This window comes from Pseudomonas sp. B10(2017) (genome assembly GCF_002113295.1).
Taxonomy (GTDB): domain Bacteria; phylum Pseudomonadota; class Gammaproteobacteria; order Pseudomonadales; family Pseudomonadaceae; genus Aquipseudomonas; species Aquipseudomonas pudica.
In genome coordinates this window covers 89,351-112,327 of sequence record NZ_NEJU01000011.1, presented here as the reverse complement: position 1 = coordinate 112,327, position 22,977 = coordinate 89,351, and the positions used below count along the sequence as shown (strand labels likewise).

Sequence of the window (22,977 nt, the reverse complement as noted above, 5' to 3'; positions counted from 1 at the left end):
ATGAACGATCGTCGCACCTTTCTCAAGCAGGTCGGCCTGCTTGCGGCCGCCCTGCCCCTCACCGGCCCACTGCCGCCTGCCGCCCAAGCGGCGGCTGCGCAGCCAGCCACCGCCAGCGACTGGGCCGCGTTTCGCAACCTGTTCGAGCTGGACCCGGCGTACGCGCACTTTGCCAACTTCCTGATCACCTCGCACGCACGGCCCGTGCGCGAAGCCATCGAGGCGTTGCGCGCCCGCTTCGACCGCCACCCGGCCCGCATGGTCGACTGGGACAGCCAGTCGGAGTGGAAGCACGAAGCCGCCGTGCGTGAATGGGCGGCCCGCTACCTCGAAGTGACGCCCCGGCAAATCGCCCTGACCGGCAGCACCACCGAAGGCCTGGGGCTGATCTATGGCGGGCTGAAGATTGCCCCGGGGCAGGAAATTCTCACCACCGTGCACGAGCATTCGGCCGCCCGCCATACCATGGGCTTTCGCACCACGCGCGATGGCACACCGGTGCACCGGTTGCGCCTGTTCGAAGACCCCTCCAAGGTCAACAGCGACCAGGTACTGGCCACCATCGCGGCGGCCATCGGGCCGAAAACCCGGGTGCTGGGCATGACCTGGGTGCACTCGGGCAGTGGCGTGAAACTGCCCGTGGGCGAGATCGGCGCGCTGGTGCGCGAGGTCAATCGCCAGCGTGACGAGCAGGACCAGATCATCTATGTGATCGACGGTGTGCATGGCTTCGGCGTCGAAGACATGCGCTTTGCCGATCTCAACTGTGATTACTTCATCGCCGGCACGCACAAGTGGATGTTCGGGCCGCGGGGTACCGGGATCATCTGTGCGGCGTCCCCCGAGCTGAAGCAGCTGAACCCGACCATTGCCACGTTTTCCGAGAACGAGGACTTCGCCACGGTGATGACGCCCGGGGGCTACCACGCGTTCGAGCATCGCTGGGCATTGGGCAAGGCGTTCGAGCTGCACCTGCAGCTGGGCAAGGCGGCAGTGCAGGCGCGGATTCATGGGCTCAATGGCTATCTCAGGCAGCGGCTCGAGGCATTGCCAGGGATAGAGTTGGTGACACCGCGCAGTGCGCAATATTCGGCGGGGTTCACCTTCTTCCGGGTCACGGGGCAGGATGCTGACGAGGTGGCCCGATATCTCAACAGCCAGCGCATCGTGGTCGATGCGGTATCGCGGGATGTCGGGCCGGTGGTGCGGACGGCGCCTGGGCTGTTGAATACCGAGGCGGAGATCGAGCGATTGGTCGATGTGTTGAAGAAGCACCTTCGCGGGTGAGGCCCTGGGGCCGCTGTGCGGCCCATCGCGACACAAGGCCGCTCCATGGTTCGGTGGGCGCAGTGCTTTTGTGGGAGCGGCCTTGTGTCGCGAAAGGGGCGCAACGCGCCCCCGGCGAGCTCAAGTCAGGACTGGCCGCCGACCCGCTTCAACCACTCCCCGACATCCCGGTAAATCCCCTCCACCTGCCCCACGATCCCCGACATGCGCAAGAAGTCATGGGCCAACCCCTCCACCCGGACGAAGGTCACCGCCGTCCCGCCCGCCACCAGCCAGTCACGATAGGCCATGCCCTCATCATGCAACGGGTCATACTCGGCCACGGACAGGTAAGCCGGTGGCAAAGGCTGGCGCAGCGTCGACAGCAACGGCGACACCCGCCAGTCCAGGCGCTGCTCGCGCTGCGGTGCATAGTGCTGGTAGAACCACTCCAGCGTGGGCGTCTCCAGCAGGTAACCCTCGGCATGCTCGCGATGGGACTCACGCTGGCAGGAGATGTCGGTCACCGGGTAGAACAGCAACTGTGCCAGCGGCTTGAACGCCAGCGCCTCGGGCTGCTGCACCGACGTAATGGCCAGCACCGCCGCCAGGCTGGCGCCCACACTGTCCCCTGCCAGCACCACCCGGCGGTTGTCCAGGCCCAGCGACGCCGCCTGCTCAGCCAGCCAGTTGGCGGCGTCCAGCACATCGTGCAGGGCCTTCGGGAACTGCTGCTCCGGTGCCAGCCGGTAGTCCGCCGCCAGCACCGCAAACTCACCCAGGGCCGCCAGGCGACGGCACACCGAGTCATGCGAATCGAGGCTGCCGACCACATAGCCGCCACCATGCAGGTACAGGATCACCGGCTGCAAGGCAGCACCAGCATTGCCCTGACGGTACAGGCGAGCAGCCAGGCGAGCACCATCGCGCGCGGTTATCTGCAGCTCGCTGGCCGTGACGTTGCCGGGCGGGCTCGGGTCGAGTACCTGCGAGCTGCCTTCGAACTCGGCACGGGCCTGGGCCACGTCCATTGCGTGCATGGGCAGGCTCCTGCCCGTCAGTCGGCCAAATTCGACCAGTTCCAGAAATGCCGCCAGATCAGGATGCAGTGCCATGTGGGTTCCTTGGGTGAACAATGTGACTCGAGCCTCCCTACGGGACGTAGCAGCACGCCGAAAAATTAGCCGCCCACACGGCTAAATCGTTGGTGCAGGCACTCGTTATCCCTGCACAACGAAAGACCGCCAGAGGCATACCGTGGACCTTCAGAGCATCCTCAGCAAACTGTTCGCCAACGCCCATGCCGTCGGCATCGAAGGCGTTTTCCAGTTCGTTTTCAGCCAGGACCGGGCCTTCTGGTCGGAGGTGCGCGACAGCAGCCGCACCGGTGCCGGCCGGCACAGCGCTCCGGACGTCACCATCGAGGTGGCCGAGCGTGACTTCATGGGTATCATGGGCGGCACTGCCAACGTCGAAGAGCTGTTCGCCAGCGCCCGCCTGAAGATCAGTGGCAACATGGGCCTGGCCACCCTGCTACCACAGATCATCAGCAACGCCCGGCGCGGCGCACCGGCGACCAAGGTATCGATGAACCAACGTTACCCGACACCGGCACGCCTCAGCGAACGGGTATCGGCCGCACAACCGGTACAGCGCGAGGTAACACGCATTGCCCGCGCCGACATGCCGCTGGCACGCTTCCAGGGCGGATACCTGGAGCACGGGACACCGGTGGTCATCAGCGATGCCCTGCAGGACTGGCCGCTGTTCAGCATGGGCCGCGAAGCTTCGCTGGAGCATTTTGCCGAACTGCAGGGCATCACCCGGCACGGCGACTACGTGAAGAAGACCTTTTCCACCGACCGCGACTTCCGTTCCACCTCCATGGCAGACTTCATCGCCTCGCTCGATGCCCCTGCCAAACCCGGCGAAACCCCGGCCTACATGGGCAACAACATCGTGCCGGAAAAGCTGCTGAAGCTGATTCGCTACCCGCAGTACTTCGCTCGCGAGAAGTTCATTGCGCCGCGTATCTGGATCGGCCCCAAGGGCACACTGACGCCGCTGCACCGCGACGACACCGATAACCTGTTCGCACAGGTATGGGGGCAGAAGTCGTTCATCCTTGCCGCACCGCACCATCGCCCGGCTCTGGGCACCTGGTCGACCAGCCCCAAGGGCGGCCTGGACGGCTGCGACTTCAACCCTGACGCCCCGGACTACCAGCGTTTCCCGATGGCGCGCGAAGTGCCTTTCCTGCGCGTGTTGCTGCAGGCAGGTGACCTGCTATTCCTGCCCGAAGGGTGGTTCCACCAGGTGGAGTCTGTGACCACCTCGCTGTCGGTGAACTTCTGGGTGAATTCCGGGCGCGGCTGGTAGCCGGGATTATCACGGGGCGCTTTGCGCCCCAATCGCCGGCAAGCCGGCTCCCACAGGGACTGCGCCAACCGGAAGGCTTGCGCTGTACCTGTGGGAGCCGGCTTGTCGACGATTGAGCCGCGCAGCGGCCTCGGCAATCGATCAGACCGCCGCGATCAACGCCTCGGCAAAGCGCTGCGCGACCTCATCGATCTGCTCGCCACTGATGATCAACGGCGGCAGGAAGCGCACCACCGCCCCATGCCGCCCACCAAGTTCCAGAATCAGCCCGCGCTTGAGGCACTCGCGCTGCACCTTCGCCGCCAACTCTCGGTTGGCCGCCGGATGACCGAGCGCATCCCGCTGGCCTTGCGGGTCCACCAGCTCCACCCCGAGCATCAGCCCACGCCCGCGAACATCACCCAACTGCGGGTAATCCCGCTGCAACTGCTGCAGATGTTGGCGCAGGCGCTGCCCCATGGCCTCGGCATGCTCGGCCAGGCGATGCTCGACCAGGTAATCGATCACCGCCGAACCCGCTGCCATGGCCATCTGGTTTCCACGGAAAGTGCCGGCGTGGGCGCCCGGTTTCCAGGTGTCCAGCCAGTCGCGGTACACCACCACTGCCAGCGGCAGGCTGCCGCCAATGGCCTTGGACAGGGTGACCACGTCCGGGACGATGCCGGCATGTTCGAAGGCGAACATTCGCCCGGTGCGGGCGAACCCGCTCTGGATCTCATCGACGATCAACGCCACGCCGGCCTGCTCGGTGATACGGCGTACTCCCTTGAGCCACTCGATATCGGCCGGGATCACGCCGCCCTCGCCCTGCACCACCTCGAGGATCACCGCCGCCGGCAGCGGCACGCCGCTTTCCGGGTCGAGCAGCAGGGCTTCCAGGTAATGCAGGTTGGCCCTGACCCCGGCTTCACCGCCCAAGCCGAACGGGCAACGGTAGTCGTAGGGGTACGGCATGAACTGCACACCGTTGCCGAGCAAGGCCCCCAGCGGCTGCTTCGGCCCATGGCTGCCCATCAGGCTCAGCGCACCCTGGCTCATGCCATGGTAGGCGCCATGGAAGGCCAGCACGGTGCTGCGGCCGGTGGCGGTGCGTACAAGTTTCAGCGCTGCTTCCACCGCATCGGTGCCTGTCGGGCCGCAGAACTGGACCTTGGCTTCACGGCGCAACGCCTCGGGCAGCACGCCGAACAGGTCCTGGACGAAGCGGTCCTTGACTGGCGTGGTCAGGTCCAGGGTGTGCAACGGCAGCTCATCGGCCAGTACCCGCTGGATCGCCTCGATCACCACCGGGTGGTTGTGGCCCAGCGCCAGGGTGCCGGCGCCGGCCAGGCAGTCGATGAACTGGCGCCCTTCGACATCCTCCACATGGATGCCACGGGCGCGCTTGAGTGCCAGCGGGATGCGCCGCGGGTAGCTGCGGGCGTTGGACTCCTGTTGTTGCTGGCGTTGCAGCAAGGGTGAATCGGTGAACTCGTACAAGGCACGCGGCGCGCTGGCCGGCGGGACCTGGGCAAGGCAGGAAGCGGTGGACATGGGTGAATCCTCGCAAGCAAGCGAAAGTGCGGGTGTTCGTCGCTTGGAAAACGCTTGAGTGCGGGGAGGATTTAGCGGTTGTTACTCTATTTTACTCTGCCTGTGCCGGCACTTTCGCGGGCTTGCCCGCGAAAGGGCCGGCACAGACAGTGAAGATCAGCTGGCCGAGCGCGCCGGCACTTGCAACAACACCCGCAACCCATCACTGCGGCTGTCGAACTTCAGGCTACCGGCACAACGCTGCACGATCGCCTGCACGATCGCCAGCCCCAACCCGCATCCACCACTCTGCCCGTTACGCCAGAAGCGCTCGGTCAGGTGCTCCAGGTCCGCCTCGGCAATCCCCGGCCCATGGTCCCGCACCATGAAGCCCACCTGGCCGTCAGCCATCTGCACCTCAAGCTCCACCGCCTCGTCGCCGCCATGGCGCAAGGCGTTGTCCAGCAGGTTGCGCAGCGCCGCAACCGCCAAGGGGGCCGGCATGCCCAGGTAGACCTGCGTAGCTGCTTCAGGCAAGCGCAGCACGATGCGCCGGTTGTCACCGCCGCCGGCATCCTGCACTGCCTGCCGGGCCACCTGCTCGGCGCTGCACTGCACGCCATCCTCGAACGACAGGCTGCCTTCCACCCGCGCCAGCATCAACAACTGCTCCAGTGTGCGGTGCATGCGGTCGGCCCCCTGCTCTGCATGTTCCAGCGCCTGCTCGCGCACGGTGCCATCGGTCATCCGCGCTACCTGCAAGTGGGTCTTGATCGCCGTCAGCGGACTGCGCAGTTCATGCGCGGCATCGTCAGTCAGGCGCCGCTCACGCTCGATGGTCTGGGCAATACGCAGGAACAGCTGGTTCTGGGTTTCCAGCAACGGTTGCAGTTCGCTGGGCATGCCCGCCACCTGCAGCGGCTCGACGCTGTCCGCGCGCCGGCGGCGCAGGGCATCGCGCATGCGGTTGAGAGGCTCCAGCCCCTTGCCCAGGCCGATCCACAACAACCCCAGGCTGCCAAGCAGGGCCATCAGCACCGGCGCCGAGGCCGCCAGCAGGATCGACTGGTTCAGCGCCTCGCGCTCCATGTGCCGGTCAGCGGTGGTGATACGCACATCGCCATGGTTGTAGGTGAAGGTGCGCCACAGTGCGTCGTCGATGGTCTGGTCACGGAAACCGCTGCGTTCATCGTCCATGACGCCATCGTGCTTGTGGTTGCTGGCGAGAATCTCGCCACGCAGCGAGCTGACCTGGCAGGCCATGCCGTCCGGCACGCTGAACTGGTCGGCGGAAAAGTGCGCTTCCCCGCCCTTGGCGGTCAGCGGCTGCGGCAACTGGTCGATCAGCCCGGCGACCATGCGTGCCGAAGCCACCAGCCGCTGGTCGAGGGAAAACATCATCTGCTGGCGCAGGTCGCGCAGCATCCATGCGGCGGCCAGCGCCCAGATGATCACGAAGGCGCTGCCCAGGATCAGGCTCAGGTGTACCCGCAGGCTCATGACGCCGCCTCCTCCGGCGCTTGCGCCGGGCCCAGCCGGTAGCCCAGGCCGCGCACGGTCTCGACGATGCCGTTGCCCAGCTTGCGCCGCAGGTGGTGAATATGCACGTTCAGGGCATTGCTTTCGACTTCGTCGCTGAAGCCGTACACGCAATCTTTGAGCTGCTCGCTGGACAGCACCCGCCCGGGGTTCTGCAGCAACGCCTGGAGCAACGCCTGTTCACGCCGGGACAGGTCGACCGGCTGGCCGGCCAGGGTTGCCTCGCAGCTGCTCGGGTCATAGCGCAGCGGGCCATGTTCGATCACATTCACCGCCCGCCCGGCCACCCGCCGCAGCAGGGTGTGCAGGCGAGCAGCCAGCTCGCGCAGGTCGAACGGCTTGAGCAGGTAATCGTCGGCACCGGCCTGCAGGCCATCGACCCGGTCGGTGACCGCATCACGGGCGGTGAGCACCAGCACTGGTAGCGTCTCGCCTTTCTCGCGCAGGCGACGCAACAGCTTCAGTCCGTCTTCGTCTGGCAGGCCAAGGTCGAGGATCATCACGTCGAACTGCGCGGCCTGCAGCATCGCCCGTGCATCGGCGGCGTTGCTTACACGGTCCACGGTCAGGCCCTGGGCGGTAAGGCCGGCGCAAATGCCGGCGGCGATCAGGTCGTCGTCCTCGCAGAGCAGAACGTGCATGGTGGGGCTCCCGGAATGGTGTGGCTGGCATTGCACCTTGGGCAGATTAAGTGGGGATTATGGACCTTTTGTGGGGTGGAGGGTTGTTCACCTTGCACCTTGCAGCGCCTGCGAAATCGAGCGCCGCCCGCGCGGCGCTCGATCTGACAGGCGCTGAAGATGTTGTGGCGAACACCAGTGCCTAAATCAATCCCTGCGGCGTATCTACATCCAGCAACACCCCAGCATCCTCCACTTCAACCACCACGCAACGATCCCGATGCGCTTGCACCACCGACCGAGCTCCTTCATCCCCGGCAAGCTGCCCCAGCGCCGGCCAGAAGTCGCGCCCGAAAATCACCGGGTGCCCCTGCTGCCCCGCATGGTGCGGCAACACGATGGTCGAGGCACTGGCCGCCTCGGCCAACCGACGCAAGGTTGCCGATTCGATCCAAGGCATATCACCCAGCAAGATCGCCACCGCCTGCGCCTGGCTGTTACCCAACGACCTGGCCCCGGCAGCCAGGCTATGCCCCATCCCCGACGCCGCATCCGGGCTGGCGACAATCGGGCAATCGGCAGGCAAGGCAAAATCCTCGCTCCATTCGCCCGCGCGCAACACCACCCGCACATCATCGAACACCGCTTGGGCCCGTTCCACGCTATGTACCAGCAGGCTGCGACCATCAGCCAAGGTCGCCCGGCGCTTGTCTGAACCAAAACGCATGCCGCGGCCTGCCGCCAATACCAGCGCAACCACGCTCACAGCGCCCCCCGCTCGATGCCGTTGCGCACCCGCAGGATGTCGGCCAGCACCGCCAAAGCGATCTCGGCCGGGGTCTTGCTGCCCAGGTTGAGGCCGATCGGGGCGTGGATGCGACTCAGTTCGACCTCGCCCAGGCCACCGATCCGCCGCAGGCGTTCACGGCGCTTGTCGGAGGTCGCCCGGGAGCCCATCACACCGATATAGAACGCCTCGGTGCGCACCGCTTCGAGCATCGCCAGGTCATCGATCTTCGGGTCGTGGGTCAGCGCCACCACCGCAGTGTCGGCATGGCAACCACCATGGGCGATGAACTCCGATGGCAGCTCGCGGCGCACCTCGATGCCATCCAGCCGCACGCCGTCGAGCACTTCGTCACGCGGCTCGCAGAGGATGACTTCGAAGCCCATGCCCTTGCCGAACTCGGCACAGAAATGCGCGACGCTGGAGTACCCGGCCAGCAGCAGACGCTGGGCGGCCCCCACTCGCAAGCGTACACGGGCACTTTCACGCTCCACACGCGGCCCCTGGCTGTGGTCATCGGCAAGCAGGCGCCTGCCCTCGGGCAGGCTCACTTCACGCAGCACGCGGCGCTGGCCCTGCAATGCGCTTTCCAGCTCACGCAGGTGCGCCTGCACCTCGCATTCGGCCGGCAGGTTCTCCACCAGCACCTCCAGCACGCCGCCACAGGGCAGGCGGATGCTCGAACGTGAGTCGCTGCCATCGCCATAACGCACGATGGCCACTGGCTCGGGAAACTCCCCCCGGCCCACGCGCTCGAGAAAGTCGTCTTCGACGCAGCCACCGGACAGTGAACCCAGCCACTGCCCGCTGGCGTTCACCGCCAGCAGCGAGCCCGGCGCACGGGGCGCCGAGCCATAGGTGGCAAGCACCGTGCACAACCACACCCGCTGGCCACCGCACGACCACTGCAACGCCTGGCGGACCACCTGTAGATCGAGATGCTGCACCCTTTACTCCGCCTTCAGCTCTGCGAGCTGCTGTACGCTCAGGTCACCGGGCAATCCACCCCAGGCCTGGCGCAGGTAGTTGACCATATCCGTCACCTGCTGGTCATCGAGCTTGTCTGCAAAGCCCGGCATCGGCTGCATGCGCTCGAAGCCGGTGAACTGCTGTTCACGGATGCCTGCGAGGATCACCTTGACCAGGTTGCGCGAGTCGGCCTGGCGCAGCACCGTGTTGCCGCGCATGGCCACGGCGATGTGCGGCTTGCCCTCGCCGTCCACTCCATGGCAGCCGGCGCAGACATTCAGGTACTGCTGGCGGCCACGCCTGGCGCTGTCGCTCATCTGCTCCAGCGCCACCGCCTGGATGGCCTTGGCCGGCGGTGGCTGGTCGCCCAGCAGGTAGGTGGCCATGGCCGCCAGATCGGCATCTTCCAGATGTTGGGTGCTGTGGTGCACCACCGGGAACATTTCGTTGAACATGCTGCCCTGGGCGCTGATGCCGTGCTTGAGGAAGGTGGTCAGGTCCGGCTGAGTCCAGCCGCGATCGGCCAGGTCCTGGGCCAGCAGGCTCGGGGCCAGGTAGCCACCCAGCAGGCCACCGCTCAGACGCTGGTCCTGCTGCAACGCACCGATCGGGTTGCGCGGGGTATGGCACTCGCCGCAATGGCCCATGACTTCGACCATGTACTGCCCACGCTGCCAGGCCGTGCTTTTGCCTTCGGTCGGTTGCAACTGCACGCTCTTGCCGTAGAGCATGTTCCAGCCGCCAAGTCCCTGGCGCACGTTGAAAGGAAAGCGCAACGCAGTCTGCGGTGCCGGGCGGTTGATTGGCGGCACGGTCATCAGGTAAGCGAGGATCGCGTCCGAATCTTCACGCTTGATCAGGTGGTACGAGGTGTACGGCATCGCCGGGTAGAGGTTGGCACCGTCCTTGCGCTTGCCCTCGGTTACCGCGGCGAAGAATTCGTCGGCGCTGTAGTTGCCGATGCCGTACTGCTTGTCCGGGGTGATGTTGCTGCCGTAAATGGTGCCGAACGGCGAATGGATCGGCAGGCCGCCGGCGTACGGCGCGCCGCCTTCGGCGGTGTGGCAGGCCATGCAGTCGGCCGCACGGGCCAGGTATTCACCGCGCTTGACCTGCGCCTGGTCGGCCGCCTGGGCAAACGAGGTAAAGGCAAGGCCGAGAGCCAGCGCCAGTGCGCTACGAACAAGCCCCATGCTCAACCCTCCTTGACCAGGCCGAGGTCGTTGAGCACCGTGCGGGTGGCGTCGTAGTAACGCACGTAGCCGGTGCAACGGCAGATATGGTGGCCCAGGCTCGCCTCGATGCGGTCTTCCACCTCGCTCTTCTTCAGCGGCTGGCGCTGGGCGGTTTCCACCAGCACCGTGGCGGCATTGACGAAGCCCGGCGCGCAGTAGCTGCACTGGAAGGCGAACAGGTCGACGAACTTCTGCTGGATCGGGTTCAGCGTGAGGTTGCCGGCCTCGTCCTGTTTGGCATGGCCCTCGATGGTGCGGACCTTCTTGCCCTCGAAGTAATGCGCGCCGGTAATGCAGGTACGCACCTCCTCGCAGGTGCCGTCGGGGTTGTCGACGATCACCACGCAGGCGTGGCAGATGCCCTGGCCGCAGCCCAGGCGCGAGCCGGTGAGGTTCTGGTGTTCGTGCAGGTAGTCGATCATCGCCAGGTCGTCAGGGACCTCGACCGGGCCGACCGGTTGACCGTTGAGGGTCAGTTGCAGTGGACGGTTAGCCATTGAGGGCCTCCTTGATACGGGCTGGGGTGATGGGGAGATCGCGAACGCGCTTGCCGATGGCATGCGCGACGGCATTGCCGATGGCACCGACGACCGGGATCATCACCACCTCGGCAATACCCTTGGACGGGTCGGTCGGTGACAGCGGCGGGAGGATTTCGCTGGTCTGCTGCCACACCGCCACGTCGCGTGCATGCGGCAGGCGGTAGCGGTTGAAGTTCCAGTCGCCCTCCCCTGGCCCGCCCTCGTACAACGGCATTTCTTCGGTCAAGGCATGGCCGATGCCCATGGCGATACCGCCCTCGAGCTGGCCCTTGACCAGTTCCGGCACCAGCACCCGGCCGCACTCGACCCAGCTGTGGTGGTTGAGTACCTGCACTTCGTGAGTGCCCTTGTTCACCTTGACTTCGACAATGGTCGCCACCGGGCTGTAGTAGGTGACCATGGCGTTGTTCAGCTGGGTGTCGGGGTAGGCGGCGTTCTGCCGGTCGAGCAGGTGGTAGCCGTGGCTGCTCATCTGCGCCTTCTTGGCATTCACCGCGCCATCGCCGTACTTCACTGCCACCGCGTCGAGCGGGAAGCGTTCGCGCACGCCGTCGATGACAAAGTCGGCTTCGGCCCAGCTCCAGCGGTTGAAACCGTGCACGCTGACGCCGGTTACCAGCCCCATGTCGTGGGCCTTCTGGGCCAGCTGGGCGAACGGGATCGGTGACAGGCCGTTGCCGGTCAGCTCGCCGTTGACCCATACCGCATTCTCGCGGCGCACCACCAGCGGGTTGGCCTGGCCGCCGTACGGGCCCTGGCTCCAGATGGCCATGGCCGCCGGCCACAGACCGTGGTTGAACAGCACGCGCGCCGCTTCGCGGGTGGCATGGCTGAAGTAGAAGGCGGAGTTGGTCGCCGACGACGGCGAAGCGAGCTTGCCGACCCAACGCGGGTTGCGCAGCGCGGCGTCCTGCTCGGGCTGGCTGATCAAGTACGGGTTGCCGCTGGTGGTCAGCTGCAGCTCCGGCCATTCGGTGACCGCGGTCTTGACCTCGTCGGCCGAGCGGCCGAGGAAATCGCTGACCACCAGGGCTTGGGAGGTGGACATGCCAGTCCCCAGTTCGGTGCCGATGTGGCGCAGGCTGATTCGCCCGTCGCGGCTGAACTCGATGCTGGCCATGGGTGCTTCGGAGCCGGTGCCGAAGTCTTTCTGGCAGATGGCAAAGCCCACGCCATACCAGTGGTCCGGGTCCTTGGCATCCATCTGCTGCTTGCGCGCGTCGCGGTTGCGCCACCAGTCGTGCACGGCGGCCTTGTCGAGAATCTCGTAAAGGCGCAGGGCGCCGGCCGGGACCGCGCCCTGGGTGTTCTTCATGCCCGACTTCAGCGCGTTGGCGCGGCGCAGGTCGATGGCATCGACGCCCAGGCGCCCGGCGATCTCATCCACCATCATTTCGGTGGCGGCCATGGTCTGCAGGGTGCCGTAGCCGCGCATGGAGCCGGCCTCGACGCCACGGGAGTGATAGGCAGTGACCGACAGGTCGTTCTGCGGCATGTAGTAGATCGACTGCGCCGCCGTGGCGCCGACCGCCGCCACCGAGGGGCTGTAGTTGATACGCCCGCCGCCGTCGCAAGTCATGTCGGCGCGGAAGATCTTGAAGCTGTTGTCCTTCTTGTCCACCGCCAACTGGTAGCGGATATCGAATGCGTGGCGCTTGATGCCACTCTGGAACTGCTCGTAGCGGTCGTTGGCCAGGCGGATCGGCACACCAGCGCCATACAGCGCGGCCACGGCGGCGTAGAAGACGAAGATGTTGTTGTCTTTCGAGCCGTAGCCCACGGTATAGCCCGGGTGCATGTTCAGGGTGTTCAGGGCGAAGCGCGACGGCTTGATCATGTGCACGCATTCCTGCGCCACTTCGAACGGACACTGGGTCGCGACCACGAAGTGCAGCGTGCCGCTGGCCGGGTCGTACCAGCCGTTGCCGTTGTCCGGCTCCAGTGCGGCCGGCTCGATGGACGGCGTCTTGTAGCGCTCGTCGAACACCAGCCAGTCCTCGGGCGGATTGTCCAGCTGCTCGGCCATGCGCCTGGCATGGAAAAGGCCCTGCTCGGTCAGGTCGCCATGCTGGTTGGGCTGCTTCGACCACACCGGCTTGCGGTTGAGGATGGTGGGGAACAGCATGGAGTTCTTCAGGCTGGAGAATTCATCGTCGTCGAACGGCGTGGCACCGCCCACACGCACGAAGCGGAAGCTCCCGTAAGGGTCACGCTGGTACAGCGGCGCCTGGGCGCCATAGCGGATCGCCTGGTCGTTGAACTGCAGCTTGCGCTTGGCCTGGCGGAAACGCTCGAAGTCGTGCCAGATCAGGATCGCCACCGGGTGGCCGATGAACATCGGCACCTTGCCGGGCGGCAGCAGCGGGTCGGGCGAGTGGGCCTCGGGCCAGGCGATGCCGTCCTTTTCCAGGTCGGCAGCGGTGACGATGCGGTCCGGCTGCAGGTCGGCGCCAAGCAGGCTTAGGTCATGACCGGCATAGATGCGGTCGGCCTTGGTCGCCTTGAGCAGCAGCGCATGGCCCTGCTGCGCGGGCCAGCCAGGCATGTCCTTGGCACGGATGTCGCGGGCGAACACCTTGTCGCCACAGACCTTGGACAGGGCGTCGTTACGGAAACGCGCCTTGCCATCATGGTTCATCCACTTCTGCGGCGAGGTGGTGACGCGTTCTTCCATCAGCGCGGCGAACGCCTGGCTGCCGAGCGGCGCCATGGTCACGCCGACACCAGCGATCAGGCCGCCTTGCAAGAAGGCGCGCCGGGAAATATCACGGTTGGACATGCTTGATCCTCTGGGCAGCTGGGGGTCTGCCCTTTTTTTGATTCTGGTACCAGCCTGAAAAGCTGACCCGTACGTCAACTTTACAGCAATTGTGTTGGCGCAGGCAAAGTCAAGTCGACAATATGTCGCGACATGTCTGGGATCTGGGGGGAATTTGCTCTGGGGCTGGTAGGTGGTTGTCTTGGGATCTCCAAGGCGCAAACAATCCCACGGCATGCACCTCCAAGCCCTGATGCGCCCCCTGACCAAAAACCAGAGTTAACCTTGGGTTAATCGACCCAAGCCAGCATGACCCCTTTCAACGTACTGCCAAGGCGAAGACATGCGCGTCCTCCTGCTCTTAATGACTCTGCTGCTTGCCGGCCCGTTGCAGGCCAACCCGTTCGATGTCAAACCGGACTTCCTGCCGGTCAACCAGGCCTTCGTGCTTACCCACGACCGCCAGGCCGACGGCCAAATGCGCCTGTTCTTCCAGATCCAGCCTGGCTACTACCTGTATCAGAAGCGCCTGAAGTTCGACGGCCTGCCTGCCGAGCAGCACCCGCAACTGCCGGCCGCCCTCAACCATCACGACGAGTTCTTCGGCGACAGCGCGGTGTACCGCGACCAGCTCGAACTGCTGCTCCCGGCCGGTGCCCAGGGTCAGTTGCGCCTGGGCTGGCAGGGCTGTGCCGATGCGGGCCTGTGCTACCCGCCGCAAACCACGCTGATCGACCTGGGCGGCAGTGTGGCCCCGGCGGCCGAACAAGCCAGTGACCAGGCCCTGGCCAGCGACCTGCAACAAGGCCACCTGGCCTGGAGCCTGCTGGCGTTCTTCGGCCTGGGCCTGTTGCTGGCCTTTACCCCCTGCTCCCTGCCGATGCTGCCGATCCTCGCCGGGCTGGTACTGGGCAATGGCGCCAGCGCCAGGCGCGGCTGGATCCTGGCCGGGGTCTATGTACTGAGCATGGCCCTGGTGTATGCCGCCCTGGGGGTGGTCGCCGCGCTGCTGGGTGCCAGCCTGCAGGCCTGGCTGCAACAACCCTGGCTGCTGGGCAGCCTGGCGGGGCTGTTCGTGCTGCTGGCCCTGCCGATGTTCGGCGCCTTCGAACTACAACTGCCCGCAGCCGTGCGTGACCGCCTCGACCGCGCCGGGCAAGGTACCCGTGGCGGCAACCTGTATGGCGCGGCGCTACTTGGCGCGTTGTCCGGCCTGCTGATGGGCCCGTGCATGACCGCACCGTTGGCCGGCGCGCTGCTGTACATCGCCCAGAGCGGCGATGTGCTGCAAGGGGCGCTGGTGCTGTTCAGCCTCGGCCTGGGCATGGGCGTGCCGCTGCTGTTGCTGGTTACCCTCGGCAACCGCTACCTGCCCCGCCCGGGCGCCTGGATGAACCGGGTCAAGGGCGTGTTCGGTTTCGTGTTCCTGGGCATGGCGCTATACACCTTGCGCAGCCTGCTGCCCGCAGCATTGCTGCTGGCCCTGAGCGGCGCCTTGCTGATCGCCCTGGCCTGGGCTGCCTGGCCGGCCCTGCAGCGATTGCCGGCACTGCGAGCCTTGCCGCTGCTGGGTGCCCTGTGGGGCGGCCTGCTGCTGGTGGGGGCGGCGGCCGGTGGCGACGACCTCTGGCAGCCACTGCGCCCGTTCGCCGGTGGCGGCGCCACGCAGGCCAGCGGCCAGCACACCGAAGACGCCTTCGTCACCGTCAGCCGCCCCGAAGACCTGCAACGCGAACTGGATGCGGCCAAGGCCCGTGGCCAGTGGGTGATGCTCGACTACTATGCCGACTGGTGCGTGTCGTGCAAGGTCATGGAAAAACAGGTGTTCGCCCGCAGCGACGTGCAGGCCGGCCTGGCCGGTGTGCACCTGCTGCGCCTGGACGTGACCGCCGACACCCCGGCCAGCCAGGCCCTGCTCCAGCGCTACCAGGTACCCGGCCCGCCCAGCATCATCTGGGTCGGCCCGGAAGGCGACGAACGCCGCGCGCGGCGCATCACCGGTGAGGTAGATGCAGCCGCCTTCCTGCAACACTGGACCCAGACCAGGAGCCAAGGCTGATGCTGACCGTAACCCTCGGGCCACTGACCGTAACCCTCGGGCCACTGACCATGGCCCTCAACCACCTGCTGATGCTCACTGCCCTGGTGATCGCCAGCATGGTCGGCTGGTGGGTCGCCCGGCGTGGCGGCGAGAGCCCGGAATCGGCACTGTTCAACCTGTTCCTGATCGGCTTGCTGTGCGCACGCGCCGGCTTCGTGCTGGCCTACTGGCCGATGTACCAGGACGACCCGCTGCAGATCATCGATATCCGGGATGGCGGCTTCCTGTTCTGGTCGGGCCTCGCCGGCATCGTGCTCGGCGCCCTGTGGCAGGGCTGGCGCCATCCGGGCCTGCGCCGCCCGCTGGGCTGGGCGCTGTTCAGCGGCGCGCTGTTCTGGGGCCTGGCCAGCCTCGGTGGCCACCTGTACAGCAAGGGCACCGAACTGCCCGAGCTGAGCCTGCGCAAGGCCAACGGCCAATCCGTAGCGTTGCACAGCTACCGCGGCAAACCGCTGGTCATCAACATCTGGGCCACCTGGTGCCCACCCTGCCGACGCGAAATGCCGGTGCTGCAACAGGCGCAAAGCGCTTACCCGCACGTGACCTTCCTGTTCGTCAACCAGGGCGAGACCCCGGAAAACGTCAGCACCTTTCTCGCCACTACCGGCTTGAGCCTGACCCACGTGCTGTTCGATGGCACCGGTCTGCTGGCCCAGCGCGTCGGCTCCATGGCCCTGCCCACCACTTTGTTCTACGACGCCGACGGGCGCCTGGTCGGCAGCCATCTGGGCGAGCTTTCCCGGGCCAGCCTGCGCCACGCCCTGGAGCCTTTCGACCGGGCCACCGCGCCCGCCCCTGCCGCACAAGGAAACTGACATGCGACTGACTGCACTGCTGCCCCTGTCCCTGGCCCTGCTGGCTGCCCCCACCCTGCAGGCCGAAGAGCTGCCCAAGGCGATTGCGCAACTGCAAGCCAAGGGCGCCGTGATCAAAGGCAGCTTCGACGCCCCCAACGGCCTGCGCGGGTATGCCGCCGAGTACCAGAATAACGGCCTGGCCCTGTACCTCACCCCTGACGGCAAGCATGTACTGGTAGGCAGCCTGTTCGACGAACAGGGCAACGACCTCAGTGCCGAGCCGCTGAAAAAGCTGGTGTATGCGCCGATGAGCAAGGAAATATGGGCGAAGATGGAAAAAACCTCCTGGATCGCCGACGGCAAGGACGATGCGCCGCGCAAGGTGTACCTGTTCAGCGACCCCAACTGCCCGTACTGCAACATGTTCTGGGAGCAGGCGCGGCCGTGGGTCGAGTCGGGCAAGGTGCAGTTGCGCCATATCATGGTCGGCATCATCCGCGAGGACAGCCCGGGCAAGTCGGCGGCGCTGCTGGCGGCGAAAGACCCGGCCAAGGCACTGCACGAGCATGAAAAAGCGGGCAAGGCCAGCAAGTTGAAAGCACTGGAGCAGGTACCGGAGGCGGTGCAGCAAAAGCTGGCGGCGAACATGGCGCTGATGGAAGAAATGGGCTTGCAGGCGACCCCGGCGATCTTCTATCAGGATGACCAGGGCAACCTGCAGAGCCAGCAAGGCGCGCCGCGGCCGGAGTTGCTTGGGAAGATTCTCGGCAAGCGCTGATGTGAAATCGCCGGGGCTGCCTTGCAGCCCATTCGCAGCACAAGGCTGTGGCGGCCCTGTGGGAGCGGGCAAGCCCGCGAAGAACTCAATGCGGTTTATGGCACCGGCTGCGCCGGTGTTCGCGGGCATGCCCGCTCCCACAGGTACTGCGCCAAACCTCGAGAACAACGCCGTAGCTGTAGGAGCGGCCTTGTGTCGCGAAAGGGCCGCATAGCGGCCCCAGCAATTTCAACTTTTGTGCACCAATCCAGGGGCGGTGCTGGCCTCACCTGCTCAGGTCACAAGCCCTCCAGCTCAGCCATCAGGTCGCTGAGCCGGTCGACCTTGTCGTCATCCAGCACACTGCCCTTCAGCCCCTGCACATACACCGCCAGTTCCTCCACCGTGCTGCAATCGAACATCGCCCGCAGCGGCACGTTCAACTGCAACTGCTTCTGCACCCGCGAGGCGATTTGCGTGGCCAGCAGCGAATGCCCGCCCAGCTCGAAGAAGTTGTCGTGCACCCCGACCCGCTCGGCCTTGAGCACATCGGCCCAGATACCGGCCAGTACCTCTTCCAGCTCATTGCTCGGAGCTCATCAAGTAGCGCATTTCTCTGAATCACGAGCAGGTTTTACATATTGAAACACTAACTTCCACATCCAAAACAATAAACACACTTCCACTCCACCAATCACAAAAAGAACACTCACCACCGAATCACATATCAATCTCACGAGACATACAGACCAGCCCTACACCAAAGTAGGAAGCTTCTCACTTTCGCACTAATCATTGGACTTTCATCAGAGACACCCCTCAGCCAATTCCCACAACACCAACTAAAACTTAAACAACCAGATAGCGGCGTTAGCAGCGAATCAACCCGCGACAAACTTGACGGACATCAAGTTCAACTCTAAACCTGCAGTCACCCCGGCGTTCGGGGACACACTGAAGGAGAGTTAAATGAGCAATCAATTTGGCATCACCCTAATGACATTGGAGTTCGATAAAGACTGCAACATGGAGTCGGAATTCTTCGGAGGATCTGGTAGCAAAGGCGGCTGCGGCGGAAGTGGTGGATGCGGTGGCGGTGGTGGCTGTAACGGCGGCAGTGGTGGACATAACAATATTGATCTCGACACCCTCAAACAGGAAGAACGCTAAGTAAACAGCGGGCGCCCAGTGGCCGTACAACTGGCGCCCGCCTCACTTACCAGGAAATGACGATGAAGATGCTAAGAATCCACAACTATGAAATCCTCAACTTTGATTCCGAGCCAATGATCTTCTCCTCCACAGGCTTCACCAAAATCACAGATCCCAAATTAGCAAAAGCATTACGACACATTGCTGACACACAGTCCTCCCTCCTCCACCGCGACGAACTTGAGCAAATATTAACAAAAGAAGGCCTACACCTTCAGAGCTCTATTGAGTTCCTCAAATCCATACTAATCGTCGGCGACCAAACAAACGCCCCCTATTTCGAAAACGCCATACTTTATAGCGACATGGAAATCCCCAATACACTCAAGAACCACATTGAAAGCAAATCGCACGGGGTAATTAAAACGCAAAGCCTCCCAGCAACCCATATACCTGAAATAACATCACCCACCCTATTTGTATTCGCGTGTCTCAAGCTTCGCCCCGAATCACTCAGATTCAACTACACAAAATTACTGAAACAAAATAACCACTGCGGAGCAAGCATTGGATACATTAGCGGTAATCAGTTCCACTTAACTGAACCTTACATACCATCAATAGGTAATCCCTGTGCTTTTTGCACGCTTGATCGAATCACACATTATGAAACATTGAGAAGCAGCCAACATCACTGGAGCAAGATCTTGACCTTTTGCCGAGCACAAAAGATTGACTTACCGAAAACCCCTATAGACGACCTCCAGACTGCATTGATCATCGGCACCATCACTTCATTCATAAGCAAATTCACGCAACCTCAAAAGTCAAAGATTACCCAAGACCGAGTCTTGCTTTCCAGAACACTAAATCTTGACGACGGCACACTTATTGAGGACAGCAGTTTTCACTGGCCACTCTGCCAATGCTTGGAATCTTAACCATGACTATTGCTCACGATCAGTATCTCAAATACATCACTCCTGAAGTCATGGATGACACCTTAGCCTTTCACGCCAAAGGGAACTATACGATCCATCGATCAACACAACATATAAGTACCCTTCACAACATCCCATCAAAGCCACTAGAGGAACTAACAGGAAACGAACTCCCACTTAACGTCCTCACAAATTCAAGCAACCACACAGCGCTCAGCCTCAGCACCTTACCTGCAAATCACTGCCTACGAAGAAATGATTCTTGCCCTCATTTCCAAGGGCACACCATAGCTTTCGATACCGTCCGCTCGCTACTCGCACCGCTATTAAAAAAGAATGAACTTAGTTATAAAAGAGGTTACCCCAGCGGTGGAGCACTTTACCCAGTAGAAGTATTTTGCATCAACCTGCACAACAAGATCGACCACTGGCCAACTCAAAGCAACGCTTTGCACCTGCTTCCATCATCAAAAACACTTGAGGCACACACCCCAACAATTGATATCGACAAACTCTCTCGAGCAATCGTGCCAGACTGCAGCAACATAGGCTCCCCAGCACTCGCTATCGCCTACTTCATTTACTTACCCAAGGCGCTATTCAAGTATCGGTATCGAGGTTATCGTCTCGCACTGATGGAAACGGGCTCGATGTATATGCTCACAGACCTACGCTGCAAAGAACTTGGTTTAGAAGGAAGGCCGTGGTCGGGCTTTACCGACCACGAAGTAACAAATGGGCTTAATTTGAACCCAGCGTTATTTCTGCCTACATGCATTCAGCTAGTTGGGTGAGTCAATGAATTTCTATAACGAGATCCATACCCCTTCGCGGGTAGATTTTGAACTCTTGCGACCGAGTGCAGTGACCCACATCCCACACACTGTAGAATGTGGCAGCCGATGGCGGACATACGGTTCAAGCAGCGACTGGTCATCTGACGTAATCAAAACAGCAATCGGTGAACACTTCGAACGTAAGCACTTCTACCTGGATGTCCCTGTCCACGACACAAACACGCTAGATGCAGGCCTTACGGCCGAGGAGCATAAAGCATTTATCGAAGCGCTCTCGCAAACGGCTATGAATGGTGGAGGCAACCTACTGAAGCACCACCGTTTTGACCGCACGAATGTTTATAGGATCTCTGACTTTTCGCGCTGCCTCATACCCACCGTCTGCATTTCCATTTCACCATGCAGAAATCCCATTGACAACCAAATCTACCCGATGGGTGATACTTGTGGCTGCAGCGCGCATGTAGACATTGAAGCCGCTGTCACAGGCGCGCTTAAAGAAGCCTTAGAGCGACAATTTCTTCTACGATTTTGGCTGACTAAAACCTGTAAGGCGGTGATCAAACAAGATAAGGCCTGTGCCATGCTTACGGATTGCCCCAGCCTTGAACTCTTCAGAGAATTTGCCAAATCAGGCGAGACAATTATCCTAGACCTCACGGACGAACGCTTCCCTGGCAGCTGCATATTATTCTGCTACGGCAACAAGCACAAAAAAGACGCAAAAGTTGGATTTTGCGCAGGCATGGCGTATGCCGACACACCTGGCAATGCACTAAAAAAGGCTACAGTCGAGTTATGGCAAACATTTCGATACATGTTATCTATCGATAGCAGCAACTCGCAAGAAAACGACATCGAAGACCCTTACCTAAAACACTTCATGAGTTGCAACAAATACGAGACCTTCGTTCAAATTTCAACTCAAATCACATCCAACCCTTCTATCATCAACCGCTCACCAATCCCCTTCAACTGCCGAAACCTGATCAACACTATCAGACGCCTCAACCTTGATGGCTACCTCTATTTATCACACATGCCCGCAGCCCGATCAAACCTGTATTTTTGCAAATACATATCGCCAAACCTATTCCTTCACATGAACAACTCCTTTTCCTTCAACACACTAAACAACTATTCTCGAACCTTTTATAAATCCATCATTCCAGAACAACTAACCCAAATGGTACCTTTCCCATGCCCCCCCAAGGACCACATACCGTAACGCGAACAAAACAGATCGTCTCTGTCGCCAAGATATTGCTCCTTGAGCATCTGCGAGAACCCACAGCATTGCTATGGACTGCTGCAGCACCCTGTTTGATGTTTGTATTGCTCAGGCAAAGCTCCTCACTCACAGCCCCATCAGACTCAACATATATATCCTCTGCTGCCTGGTTTTACGCCTACATCGCTGCAAACGTCGCCTTCTTTGGCCTCAGTTTTTACCTGATCGGCAGACGAGAAAGCGGTTTCGTACGTTCATTCATCTACCAACGAGAGGCGATCACGCTTTTCCTTACATCACATGCCATCAGCTATACGCTGGTCAGCGTCATATACGCTAGTTTCTTCTACTTCATTTCCAAACCACTTTACGGTCTCTATTCGCTGCCGGAATTCCTGCATCTCACAGCCGCGTTCTATACAAGCTATATGATATTTTCCTGCATCGGCCTGGCGATCGCCGCAATGCCGATCAAATTCAGTACTGCCGGCACATTATTCTCGCTTCTTTCATTCCTTATGCTCCTTTCTGGTTACTTAGGTGCCACACAAGCAAATGACACTCATTGGCCAGCTTTGATCAACCCCTTGCACTTAAGCACAAAAATAATAAACGGAGAGCTACCACTCGCCACCAGCTTTTTCGCAGCCTTTGTCAGCTCAACAGCCGGACTCTATTTGACAGGGCGACTGTTCAGAATCCAACCCATCTGGAGTCGATATTAAGTGAACCTACTAAACACCAACAATCTCGGCTTCTCGCACAACAAAAAACCATTATTACAGAACATCACACTAAACCTAAAAAAAGGAGAAGCAGTCGGCATACTGGGTAGTAACGGAGCAGGAAAAACCACACTTTTCGACCTGATCTGCAACATCAGAAAACCAAGCAACGGCACAATCACAAATTCATCCAGACAACAGGCTTACCTGACTCAAGTACTGACACCACCGCCCTTGCTCAGGATGAGCGAAGTCTATCAACTGATAACACATTTAAACTCCAGATCTGCACCGGATCACTGCGAGGTGCTTTCTCGCCTCACTGAATGGTCACCGTCCCTGTCGAAACGGTATGCTGAAATCTACAAGAAAAAGGCATCTACTTGCAGCTATGGCGAAGTCCGGAGCTTTGTCACACTGACGCTACTGCTCATGGGCAGCGACCTGATCATCCTCGACGAGCCTACTGCGGGGGTAGACCCAGAATTCAGGCACCACATTTGGCTAGGTATAAAAAACGCGTGCAAAAACGGGGCTAGTGTTTTGATTTCATCTCACTATACCGAGGAAATTGCCACAAACTGCCATCGTTTCTACATGCTCGCTCATCAACACCTCGAGCCATTTGAAAATGCTCATGAGTTTCTCGCTCGCTACCATGCAAACTCTTATGATGAAGCATTCATCAATGCGTCGATGTCGCAGGAAAAAATCGGGGCCGCATCATGATGACGAAGAACCATGGGAAAGGTGCGGTATGGCACCGGATGTGCCGCTGTTCGCGGGCATGCCCGCACCCACAGGTACTGCGCCAAACCTCGAGAACAACGCCGTAGCTGTAGGAGCGGCCTTGTGTCGCGAAAGGGCCG

The 22,977-nt window shown here is 61.8% G+C and carries 20 protein-coding genes and 1 pseudogene; 11 read left to right on the top strand and 10 right to left on the bottom strand.

The window, feature by feature from the left end:
• Positions 1–1,287, top strand: a complete 1,287-nt coding sequence (locus tag CAF92_RS15250) for an aminotransferase class V-fold PLP-dependent enzyme (RefSeq protein ID WP_085601267.1) — start codon at positions 1–3, stop codon at positions 1,285–1,287.
• A gap of 125 nt (positions 1,288–1,412) precedes the next feature.
• On the opposite strand, the gene CAF92_RS15245 is transcribed toward CAF92_RS15250, so the two are convergent.
• Positions 1,413–2,381 carry an alpha/beta hydrolase gene (locus tag CAF92_RS15245; protein ID WP_085601266.1) on the bottom strand — a complete coding sequence of 323 codons (969 nt, stop codon included), beginning with the start codon at positions 2,379–2,381 and terminating at the stop codon, positions 1,413–1,415.
• A 142-nt stretch (positions 2,382–2,523) separates the two neighbouring features.
• Between CAF92_RS15245 and CAF92_RS15240 the strand changes: the two genes are divergently transcribed.
• Positions 2,524–3,645 carry a cupin-like domain-containing protein gene (locus CAF92_RS15240; protein WP_085601265.1) on the top strand — a complete coding sequence of 374 codons (1,122 nt, stop codon included), beginning with the start codon at positions 2,524–2,526 and terminating at the stop codon, positions 3,643–3,645.
• A 141-nt stretch (positions 3,646–3,786) separates the two neighbouring features.
• Here the strand turns inward: CAF92_RS15240 and CAF92_RS15235 are convergent, their stop codons facing one another.
• From CAF92_RS15235 to CAF92_RS15200, 8 genes are all read right to left on the bottom strand, one after another.
• Positions 3,787–5,178, bottom strand: a complete 1,392-nt coding sequence (locus CAF92_RS15235) for an aspartate aminotransferase family protein (protein WP_085601264.1) — start codon at positions 5,176–5,178, stop codon at positions 3,787–3,789.
• 156 nt (positions 5,179–5,334) lie between these two features.
• A complete protein-coding gene (locus CAF92_RS15230) occupies positions 5,335–6,657 on the bottom strand; it encodes an ATP-binding protein (RefSeq protein ID WP_085601263.1) in 1,323 nt (440 codons plus the stop codon).
• On the bottom strand, positions 6,654–7,337 hold the full coding sequence (locus tag CAF92_RS15225; RefSeq protein ID WP_046615075.1) for a response regulator transcription factor: 684 nt from the start codon (positions 7,335–7,337) through the stop codon (positions 6,654–6,656). Before CAF92_RS15225 ends, CAF92_RS15230 begins: the two co-directional genes overlap by 4 nt.
• Before the next feature lie 181 nt (positions 7,338–7,518).
• On the bottom strand, positions 7,519–8,082 hold the full coding sequence (locus CAF92_RS15220) for an NTP transferase domain-containing protein (RefSeq protein WP_046615074.1): 564 nt from the start codon (positions 8,080–8,082) through the stop codon (positions 7,519–7,521).
• Positions 8,079–9,050: an XdhC family protein gene (locus tag CAF92_RS15215; RefSeq protein ID WP_046615073.1), complete on the bottom strand. Its 972-nt coding sequence runs from the start codon at positions 9,048–9,050 to the stop codon at positions 8,079–8,081. The genes CAF92_RS15220 and CAF92_RS15215 overlap by 4 nt, the downstream gene beginning before the upstream one ends.
• A gap of 3 nt (positions 9,051–9,053) precedes the next feature.
• A complete protein-coding gene (locus tag CAF92_RS15210; RefSeq protein WP_085601262.1) occupies positions 9,054–10,265 on the bottom strand; it encodes a cytochrome c in 1,212 nt (403 codons plus the stop codon).
• A gap of 2 nt (positions 10,266–10,267) precedes the next feature.
• Positions 10,268–10,804, bottom strand: coding sequence for a (2Fe-2S)-binding protein (locus tag CAF92_RS15205; protein WP_046615071.1), 537 nt, complete (start codon positions 10,802–10,804; stop codon positions 10,268–10,270).
• Positions 10,797–13,628: a xanthine dehydrogenase family protein molybdopterin-binding subunit gene (locus CAF92_RS15200; RefSeq protein ID WP_085601261.1), complete on the bottom strand. Its 2,832-nt coding sequence runs from the start codon at positions 13,626–13,628 to the stop codon at positions 10,797–10,799. The genes CAF92_RS15205 and CAF92_RS15200 overlap by 8 nt, the downstream gene beginning before the upstream one ends.
• A gap of 322 nt (positions 13,629–13,950) precedes the next feature.
• Between CAF92_RS15200 and dsbD the strand changes: the two genes are divergently transcribed.
• From dsbD to dsbG, 3 genes are read left to right on the top strand one after another with little or no spacing between them, the layout of a single operon-like run.
• A complete protein-coding gene (dsbD, locus tag CAF92_RS15195) occupies positions 13,951–15,666 on the top strand; it encodes a protein-disulfide reductase DsbD (RefSeq protein WP_085601260.1) in 1,716 nt (571 codons plus the stop codon).
• Complete coding sequence (locus CAF92_RS15190) at positions 15,666–16,523, top strand: TlpA disulfide reductase family protein (RefSeq protein ID WP_085601259.1); 858 nt, start codon at positions 15,666–15,668, stop codon at positions 16,521–16,523. The genes dsbD and CAF92_RS15190 overlap by 1 nt, the downstream gene beginning before the upstream one ends.
• A gap of 1 nt (position 16,524) precedes the next feature.
• Entirely contained in the window at positions 16,525–17,283 is a 759-nt protein-coding gene (gene dsbG, locus CAF92_RS15185) for a thiol:disulfide interchange protein DsbG (protein ID WP_046615068.1), read from the top strand.
• Positions 17,284–17,561: 278 nt separating this feature from the next.
• Here dsbG and CAF92_RS15175 read toward each other — a convergent pair.
• Positions 17,562–17,858 (bottom strand): annotated as a pseudogene (locus CAF92_RS15175) (phosphopantetheine-binding protein); the annotation flags it as partial.
• 373 nt (positions 17,859–18,231) lie between these two features.
• Here CAF92_RS15175 and CAF92_RS26845 point away from each other — a divergent pair.
• The 6 genes from CAF92_RS26845 (at position 18,232) to CAF92_RS15150 (ending at position 22,837) form a co-directional block, all read left to right on the top strand.
• Entirely contained in the window at positions 18,232–18,432 is a 201-nt protein-coding gene (locus CAF92_RS26845) for a hypothetical protein (protein WP_143516140.1), read from the top strand.
• 62 nt (positions 18,433–18,494) lie between these two features.
• Positions 18,495–19,355, top strand: coding sequence for an McbB family protein (locus CAF92_RS15170; protein ID WP_158090603.1), 861 nt, complete (start codon positions 18,495–18,497; stop codon positions 19,353–19,355).
• Positions 19,356–19,357: 2 nt separating this feature from the next.
• Complete coding sequence (locus CAF92_RS15165) at positions 19,358–20,149, top strand: SagB/ThcOx family dehydrogenase (protein ID WP_085601256.1); 792 nt, start codon at positions 19,358–19,360, stop codon at positions 20,147–20,149.
• A gap of 4 nt (positions 20,150–20,153) precedes the next feature.
• Positions 20,154–21,380 carry a YcaO-like family protein gene (locus CAF92_RS15160; protein ID WP_085601255.1) on the top strand — a complete coding sequence of 409 codons (1,227 nt, stop codon included), beginning with the start codon at positions 20,154–20,156 and terminating at the stop codon, positions 21,378–21,380.
• Positions 21,353–22,108, top strand: coding sequence for an ABC transporter permease (locus tag CAF92_RS15155; protein WP_085601254.1), 756 nt, complete (start codon positions 21,353–21,355; stop codon positions 22,106–22,108). Before CAF92_RS15160 ends, CAF92_RS15155 begins: the two co-directional genes overlap by 28 nt.
• Positions 22,109–22,837 carry an ATP-binding cassette domain-containing protein gene (locus CAF92_RS15150; protein WP_085601253.1) on the top strand — a complete coding sequence of 243 codons (729 nt, stop codon included), beginning with the start codon at positions 22,109–22,111 and terminating at the stop codon, positions 22,835–22,837. It abuts the gene before it with no gap.
• The last annotated feature ends 140 nt before the right edge of the window (positions 22,838–22,977 follow it).